1 protein-coding gene and 1 pseudogene are annotated in these 450 nt (G+C 64.4%); one reads left to right on the top strand and one right to left on the bottom strand.

Features of this window, described 5'->3' with window-relative positions; all coding sequences use genetic code 11:
* Nucleotides 1-219, bottom strand: a pseudogene (locus AC1DE1_RS20860) (acyl-CoA dehydrogenase); the annotation flags it as partial.
* Between the two features lie 38 nt (nucleotides 220-257).
* On the opposite strand from AC1DE1_RS20860, the gene AC1DE1_RS20855 reads away from it, so the two are divergent.
* Nucleotides 258-450, top strand: a 193-nt coding sequence (locus AC1DE1_RS20855) for a hypothetical protein (protein ID WP_477179350.1), incomplete at its 3' end; no start/stop codon positions are given.

Below are 450 nucleotides of genomic sequence, written 5' to 3'. Positions count from 1 at the left end.
GGTCTGGCCGCTGTGCGGCGGCATGAAGAAGTTCCACAGCCCCTCGGCCTTGGCCTTCTGCTTCAGCTCCTCCAGCACCTGGACGACTTTCCAGCGCTGGTCGGCGGGGACGTCCATCTCGGCTTCGTAGACGGGGACCGCCGGACGCACGTGTGCGTCGATGAAGCCGTTCACCCGGTCGAGGAATTCCCGCTGGCGGGGAGAGATGTCGAAGTCCATGGCGTTCCCGATCCCTGGTTCAAACACTTGTTTGAAGCATGTGTAGCACCGAGTTGACGGGCGCGGCAAGCGGGCGTTGCGGACGGTTTGAACGTTCGCGTCGTCTTGAACGCGGCTGGCCGCCAGACGGCTTGTCACGCGGCCGCTCCTGGCGGAAAACACCGGTCATGAACCTGACCATCAAGCCCCTCGAAGGCCGCTACGTCCGGCTGGAACCGATCACCCGGGACC

It is taken from the genome of Dyella sp. 05T440, from assembly GCF_056395965.1.
This window is presented reverse-complemented; position numbering and strand designations above follow the sequence as displayed.